The following is a 7234-nucleotide window of genomic DNA, read 5'->3' as shown; positions in this document are numbered from 1 at the left end:
ATTCCTCAAATTCCTTGGGATTCAGTCGCTCAAACACTCGGCGAAACGTATCTGCACTCGGAATTCCGTGGGGTAATGCCAGAAAGGTTGATAACCAAGCTTGCTTACTTATCCCATACAATTCCATGTCTTCCCAACCTTCTCCCCCAGCCACAACCGAGAGTATTGCAATCGTCACTACATCAGACAACAGATGTAATCGAGTCCGTTCCACACGAGGGTCTTTCAGTGTGGCAAAACTCTCTCTTAAGCGTTCACTTAAGACAGACGCTTGTAGAATCACCGGACGAGGAGAAACGGCTGGATTCGGTGGAGTAAAGCCTGAAGACATGGGTTCAGTTCGGATAAGCAGGACAGGTTGATCATCCCTCAAAACCTCAATTCGGTCACGAGTACGGGGGGAATAAGCTGATAACTCACAGTCTATGCAAATCGTCTGTATACAGAGCTACTCTTTAAGATGCGCTTACCCTGAATTATCAATCACAATGATTTTGAATATTTGGATAAGTTTGCTCAATGAAGAATAGGCTAAAGTGTTTCAGGATCAGAGGTTCTAGCGCTCAAAGCCTCCGAAAAGGCAAATTCTGCTTTTTTAAGTAGTTTAGTCAAGTCTTTCCTTGCCCTTCCTTCTGGATGCTTGTAGTGCCAATGATAAATGTTACTTTGAATAGTGACCAGATCATTTTTTCTGAAGATGCCATATTTTTCTAGGCACCGACACGCTAGTTGAATTACGCTCTCATCGTAACCCGAGACGAGAATTAGCTTGTGATCATCGATACTAATATTCGTTTCTCCTTGATTTGCATAGCTAGTTAGTGTAAGGTGCCCATTTAGGAAAATGTCAATATAATGATGATTCAGAAAAGCATTGATAGATTGTGGGGCTACTAGTTTGTCACACACATATACCTCTTCTACCCCATAGTTTTCCCAATCGTGTTGAAACGTCACTAAAAATGCAGACAATTCAGGCAATACACACAAGAGTTGAATATATAGAGACAGACAAGCATCTGCTTCAGTAACAACAGTTAATTCAGTCAGTTGCTCGTAGCATTTTAACTGGTATCCAACCTGAATATCGGTAATATTGTGCTTACCTTCAAGACAAGAAGCAACTACCCCATAAGGAAGCTGATAATTAGCTTTTTCAGGAAAAGAATAAGTGTTTTTTGACCAAAACACTCCATTTCCGCAGTCATCTACCTTATCCATTGGTAGATCGGTGAACCTATAAGGATCAAATTGGCGAATGGTGGGGTTTTGAATTCCTTGGAATATTGCACAGTTTATCATGTCAGCAAGAGCCTCTCCAATAGTTGCTGCCCACAGCCAACAAACACGAAAATGAGATGTGTTCTCGTTAGACCATTCAATAAGTCCTGTGTAAAACTGTCGCATAGTTTCCTTTTTCTTATTCAAGAGAAAATAGTTAACCCCAAACCTCGTTCTACGAAGCAAGAAACTTCATTAGATCTGGCAGAGTGGAAATATTCACTCGCTTTTAATCTTTCGTTAGCTTGCTTAAGATAGTCTTCTTCTCTACTTAGCAGAAGTAAACTCTTACAACACTCTGTATCTTCAATAACCAATACAACTACGACTTTGTTTTGAAGTAGGGCATCTATACACTCAAGGACGTATCGTTGCCTGTCTCCTGATGTAGGAATACCATTTTCCTGCAACCGTATAAACCGTGCTTCAACTAATTTGTCAAAAGTAGCAGAAATGTTATCCAGGCTTTGAGCAAAGAATAAAGCGCTATCGTATCCGAAAAGGTTCCTTGAGAAAAATTCCTCTCCTTCAGCGATCTCAGAGTAAGTTAGAACACTCAGATCTGAATAATATTTCTCCTGTTGTACTAGGTAGTCTTTGCGTCTAAAAACATTCCTGTATAAACCTTTCCATCCGCCAAAAGCTCGCTTCAACTCATTAAGTTTTTCAGATGAACAACTTCCACCAGAGGTAGTGTACCCAAGAATACATTTGAGAGGACTAAAGGCTTGTAACAGCACTGCAAGTTCATTCTGGTTAAAGTAATACTCCTCAGGTTTGAGCCATAGCAGGGAGTAGTTGACTTTTTTCAGAAATCCCAAGATTTCTTCAAACTCTTCATGCGAACTTGAGTAATATACCCAGCCTTTATTAGTTTGGGGAATAGCTGATGTGTCTGCCATTTCTTCCTTGATAATGCGGAAATTCATATGTGCCGTTGGGGAAACCATGTCCATTACTGTGGTGTTGGATTGCAATGGATTGCCCATTAGCATCCTGAGCTTTAATTATTTCATAGGGTTCACCATTCGGACCTCTCATATTGAGGTTTTGACCGTACACAGACTCGCGCTTGAAATTCTTCCCACTACGAGCAGGAATTCGATAATCTCTGAATACCTCCCTACGTGCAGCAGCTTCAGATGGCAAAGTCACATCATGACCAGTTTGCGCACGTCTTTGTGCCCCTGGCTGTTCCCAATATGGAGGCTTTCCACTACCTGATGAATTTTCCCCTTGACTGCGAAGGATGCCACCGTTGTTGATCTGATTGGCGATCGCGTTGCCTGAGGACTCTGGATGGAGCGGCGGGAAGCCCCCAAGACTAGACCCATTAGATAAAGGGCTAGGCTTGAACGAGAAGGGTCCCCCTGCTGGAACGGGTACAGAATTTGGGAAATGACAGGCCAGATCGTCAAATAGCGCACCCGCTTTACGGAATGCAGTTTGACCTACAGCCAAGGTAGCGGGAAAAACCTTCTTCGCAAATGCAGGACCAAAGCCCAGAGTTAAGTCAACTAGCGTTTTGTCACGATAGTAGTTCTCGTAGGGGTGGTTATCATTCCTGCTGGTGGGGGTTTGGCCGGGTTGTTGGACGACTGCTTCGGATACGGTGTACGCTGCTACGGTTCCAAGTCCTACCCCTGCCGCCCAGATAAGAGCAGGCACAAAAGCAATTTCACCGGAGGGATCAGTTGCCATGACAGGACTATTCCCGACATAGCGATACAGATTGCTATCACCTGCTGCGAAACCTAACGGGTCTTGCCCAATGAACCGTCCCGTATTGGCATCATAATACCGAGCACGATAGTAATACTGTTGCAATTCCCCATCCCACTCCCGTCCAGTGAAGCGATAGCGCGTATCCACCCCAGCATTGCCAGACTCACCCACCAGCTTACCAAACGCATCGTAGGTAAACGCTAGACCTCAGCTAATCGCAATATTGAGTGCTCTTCATTAGATAGGCGGATTACCTGCATTAAACAAACCTAGCTCATTCATTTTACGAATTCCTATCTCGTAGCCATAAACATGCACCATCAACCGGGTTATCCAGTTATAGGAAATCTCTAAATTCTGTGCATCCCATGTACAGTTCCCTGCATAGTTCTTTAGGAAGTTCTGAATGTGTTCCGAATCATCAGGATAGAAAGAATCAAAGAGCTTCATAAATTCTTGGGTTCCTCCTAAAAGGGCATAATTAGCCTCTCCATGAATATGTAAAGCCCAATCCCCTTGCGCTGAATATAAAATCCAGTGATCAATAATGACGTATGGATATTCGGAATGATCATACTCTAGAGCAACCCCTTCGTCGTCTAAGACGTATCTCAGTTGTCCTGATGGAACATAATAGTACTGGGGCAGCTTTTCCATCACACCCAGCTTATTACGATATTCCCAAACACGGCTAATATCTAGGTAGAAGTCCCCTGTTCCATTGTGCTGAAAGGTTGCTTCTAAAGCAGCAAGGCAATCTTCGGCAAGTTCATATACACAGGGATAGACTAATTTCCGATCGGGCAGTGCATCGGTCATGTAGACTTCATAGTATTGATTATCAACAATGCTGCGATGAGTCAGTTGATTCTCTAAGGGTTGAAGAATGGTGTCGTACTCTTCTTGCGATAATGCATGGATCATTCAAAGTCTCCTAACAAATGGCCTTAGTTAAATGCCATTAGAATTCAGGTCTTGGAATCGGTAATGGAATCGGAATGGGAGGGAGTTGATCAGGTAATTGAATATTAGGCAGTGGAATCTCAGGAAGTCGAAATGGCATTTTAGGTCTACCGTTGACCAACTCAGGTTCATCCTTAGGATAAAGGACTGGACAAGGCTTATTTCCATCATCATCCTTTTTCTCTTTATATTCAAATTTTACTTCTGTTACTCCCATGGCTCCTTCTGGATATTGCCGAACTTTCTTTTTACCTTCTGGCTGAAATTCAATCGTTGGGTCTTTGCGGCCAGTATCCTCACGAGGTTGTGTGCCGTAGGGACGAAGTACAACAAAACCAAAGTCATTCTTAATCTTACCCACGAGAAGCCACGGTAAATTGCTTGGAGGCTGTCTTCGACTATTTCGGTCTGAAATAATGTAAAACCAATTAGTTGCAGTGAGTAAGGCTTCCTCATAATTCTTAAATTTTTCATGATAGGCCGCAATCGTGGGTTTTCCTGGTCTACGAACTGAAGCTTCTATCAGTGCAACAACTTCTTTGGAAACCATTCCACTAGGGTCAGTCGCCATGACAGGACTATTCCCGACATAGCGATACAAATTACTATCGCCTGCTGCGAATCCTAACGGGTCTTGCCCAATGAACCGTCCCGTATTGGCATCGTAATACCGAGCACGATAGTAATACTGTTGCGATTCCCCATCCCATTCCCGTCCAGTAAAACGATACCGCGTATCCACCCCCGCATTGCCCGACTCACCCACCACCTTACCAAACGCATCGTAGGTAAAGCTTTTCTGAATCACACCACTATTATCAATCAACGCCCTCGTCGAACCCAAATGATCCGCCAAGAACCAATCCGTCCGATCGCCCACCTGCTGCGCCAAGACCTGATCGACCCCTGGCCCATACAGATAGCGCGTCACACGATTGCCCGTGAACTCTAGCGCCACATGGTCGCGATCGTAGACAAAATACGTCGTCTCATGCAAACACAACCCGCTCTGAGTTGCCGCACTCAACAAGAACCAACAGAAATCATCCCGATCCCAACGATTGAGCGTCCCCACCTACCGCCCAGAACCCTGAGACCATGCCCAGCCCGTTGCCATAGCTATAATCCCAGATTTGGCATTAAGGCAGTTGCAGCAATGCCCGCACCCAGAGGGGATTGATGGGGTAGGATTGCAGTTGGGTGCTGGGGTAGATTGTTCGGAGTGCATCCAGTTGTAAATCCATCTCTCGATAAATCCGATCGCAGGACTCTCCGGGGATAGGGCGGCGATCGATGATGCGGAAACCGACTTTATCGTAAATTGTCTGGGCCTTGGCTTCGTTGGGATCCGTGGAGGTATAGAGGCGAAGGTAGCGTTTGCCCGCCAATTTTGCTTTATTAATGGCAAAATTCAGCAGATCTTTCCCAATTCCCTGCCCACGATAGGCTGGATCAACGCAGAACATAGCAATCCACAGAGCTTCGTCGGCATCTTCCTGATGGTTGTAGAGGCCAATCATGCCCATTACGGCTGAATTGTGTAGATCAGAGGAGGACTGGGAACCACGATCGTCTAGGGCCACCCAGTAGTTTAATTGCTGCACCCCCGCAATCAAGAAACCTAAGCGATAGATGAATTGATCTCGGTTTAAACAAGCCCGTAGGCTCATTTGTTCAAAAATAGTTTTACTGGGGAACGTTCGATCGAGTACAGAAATTGCACCATGCAGCGTCGCATGGCTAAGCGATTGAATCAACATAAAAGGATTGATTGAATAAATCAAAAAATCAAAAAATCAAACAAAAATGCACAATATTTTCGCAACGAAAAACATTCTTTTCATTCACGAAATATGACATTAGATACAATGCTGAAGCAAGGTTTAAAACCTAGCCGTCGGCAACCACAAATCAAAAAAAATACTACGTGAAGCCCATAGCTTCCTTAATGGTAAAAGCAATAGTTAGTGGGAAAAATCCAGAAAAATTTGCACACAGAAATCTAGGTTTCCAGCGTGAAATTTTAGTACAGTTGCAATGATAGTGCAATGAATGCATCAAACCCACGGTCGAGATGCACCAAAGGCAAGCTATAGAATCCTCCATAGCCGCTGCCGCCAGAAAAGCTGAACCCTTTACAACTGGAGTCAGTCGCAACCCCAGGTCAGTCACAATCTTAAGTAAGCTGCAATCTTAGAAAAGCTATAATCTCAACTGTAATCTCAATTGAAATTAGCTAAGTGTCTGGTATGTCAGGAATTCGCATCAAGAAGTACTTCATAAACTTTGTCCTCCCCAAAAGCCCAAAATGCTCTTAACATCCTAGGTTTGGACTCTGTTTGATAACTACAGGCTAACTCTTTTTACAAACTTCGTCAAGTTGCAAGCTCCGGAAGTGAGCCGTCACACTCTATCCATCCATGCAATTGATTAATGCAATCCATTAATACAGTGGGAGACGCCATGGGAGACATTGCAAACAATAGATAAATTCATCATATTGCGCCTAAAATCGATCAACTCGATATAGATTCAATATTTTTTAGAAATGGATACAATACAAGGGATGAATTACACTTCCCAGGATTATCCCTGATGGTGGTGGATTCTGAGTGTTACGCAGAAGACAAGATTGACGCAGAAGACAAGAGGAGAACACAATGGCCTTTGGAGATGAGTTAGCCCAAAAGCTCCAGCCGATCGCGGACTGGTTTGCTTCGTTTAATACACCAGAACCGATCGTTCACTGGGGCCATCCTGTGATGATGGGGATTGTAGCATTTGTGATGGGTGGAGCCGTAGCCCTAGCAGGCTGGAAAGTTCGCACCTCCACCGACGAAGAAGTGGTTGATAAAAATCGCCAACTGCACCGCAAAACTGCACCCTTTATGACGATGTTTATCGCCATGGGCTACACCGGCGGGGTTCTATCGCTGGTCATGCAGGGTAAACCCATTTTGGAAAGCCCCCACTTTATTACGGGTACGCTAGTGGTGGCGTTACTGATGACGAATGGGGCCATTTCTTTCTTCGGCATCAAAAAAGGTGTGGAAGGTGCCCGGAACATTCACGCTTATTTAGGCAGTGCGATCATGGTGTTACTCGTGGTTCATGCAGCGTTGGGGCTGAAGTTGGGGCTTTCCATCTAAGGCAGCGAGCAATTGTCGGTTTCAGTGAGCCACACCAAATCCGTGATGGCAATGAAAAACTTTCATTCACAACTTTCATCGACATAACCTGATGACTTGAGGGCGTTCTGAGGAGC

The 7234-nt window shown here is 44.5% G+C and carries 7 protein-coding genes and 1 pseudogene; 1 reads left to right on the top strand and 7 read right to left on the bottom strand.

From position 1 onward, the window contains the following. The 7 genes and pseudogenes from ACN4EG_RS15440 to ACN4EG_RS15410 form a co-directional block, all read right to left on the bottom strand. Nucleotides 1-331: transposase family protein (locus ACN4EG_RS15440; protein ID WP_431630711.1), on the bottom strand; the 331-nt coding region annotated here is incomplete at its 3' end. A gap of 200 nt (nt 332-531) precedes the next feature. Beyond that, complete coding sequence (locus ACN4EG_RS15435; protein ID WP_431630710.1) at nt 532-1407, bottom strand: hypothetical protein; 876 nt, start codon at nt 1405-1407, stop codon at nt 532-534. Nucleotides 1408-1424: 17 nt separating this feature from the next. Continuing rightward, entirely contained in the window at nt 1425-2183 is a 759-nt protein-coding gene (locus tag ACN4EG_RS15430; protein ID WP_431630708.1) for a hypothetical protein, read from the bottom strand. Beyond that, a pseudogene (locus ACN4EG_RS15425) lies at nt 2152-3186 on the bottom strand (RHS repeat-associated core domain-containing protein); the annotation flags it as partial. The gene ACN4EG_RS15430 and the pseudogene ACN4EG_RS15425, both read right to left, overlap by 32 nt. A gap of 57 nt (nt 3187-3243) precedes the next feature. Continuing rightward, on the bottom strand, nt 3244-3930 hold the full coding sequence (locus tag ACN4EG_RS15420; protein WP_431630707.1) for a hypothetical protein: 687 nt from the start codon (nt 3928-3930) through the stop codon (nt 3244-3246). Nucleotides 3931-3967: 37 nt separating this feature from the next. Beyond that, nucleotides 3968-4966, bottom strand: a complete 999-nt coding sequence (locus ACN4EG_RS15415; RefSeq protein WP_431630706.1) for an RHS repeat domain-containing protein — start codon at nt 4964-4966, stop codon at nt 3968-3970. A gap of 142 nt (nt 4967-5108) precedes the next feature. Continuing rightward, the gene (locus tag ACN4EG_RS15410; RefSeq protein WP_431630705.1) at nt 5109-5729 is read right to left on the bottom strand and encodes a GNAT family N-acetyltransferase; all 621 of its coding nucleotides are present in this window, start codon (nt 5727-5729) and stop codon (nt 5109-5111) included. A gap of 900 nt (nt 5730-6629) precedes the next feature. On the opposite strand from ACN4EG_RS15410, the gene ACN4EG_RS15405 reads away from it, so the two are divergent. Next, nucleotides 6630-7118: a DUF4079 domain-containing protein gene (locus ACN4EG_RS15405; protein ID WP_431630704.1), complete on the top strand. Its 489-nt coding sequence runs from the start codon at nt 6630-6632 to the stop codon at nt 7116-7118. Nucleotides 7119-7234: the final 116 nt, after the last annotated feature.

The sequence above is a fragment of the Alkalinema pantanalense CENA528 genome (assembly GCF_050753345.1).
Classification (GTDB): domain Bacteria; phylum Cyanobacteriota; class Cyanobacteriia; order Leptolyngbyales; family Leptolyngbyaceae; genus Alkalinema; species Alkalinema pantanalense.
The sequence above is the reverse complement of the archived record's forward strand: the minus strand, read 5'-3'. Positions and strand labels throughout refer to the sequence as shown.

What these genes read in the sequence shown, in the direction of transcription:
- ACN4EG_RS15420 (WP_431630707.1), bottom strand. Translation starts at nt 3,930, where the DNA reads ATGATCCATGCATTATCGCAAGAAGAGTACGACACCATTCTTCAACCC.
- ACN4EG_RS15405 (WP_431630704.1), top strand. Translation starts at nt 6,630, where the DNA reads ATGGCCTTTGGAGATGAGTTAGCCCAAAAGCTCCAGCCGATCGCGGAC.
- ACN4EG_RS15410 (WP_431630705.1), bottom strand. Translation starts at nt 5,729, where the DNA reads ATGTTGATTCAATCGCTTAGCCATGCGACGCTGCATGGTGCAATTTCT.
- ACN4EG_RS15435 (WP_431630710.1), bottom strand. Translation starts at nt 1,407, where the DNA reads ATGCGACAGTTTTACACAGGACTTATTGAATGGTCTAACGAGAACACA.
- ACN4EG_RS15430 (WP_431630708.1), bottom strand. Translation starts at nt 2,183, where the DNA reads ATGGCAGACACATCAGCTATTCCCCAAACTAATAAAGGCTGGGTATAT.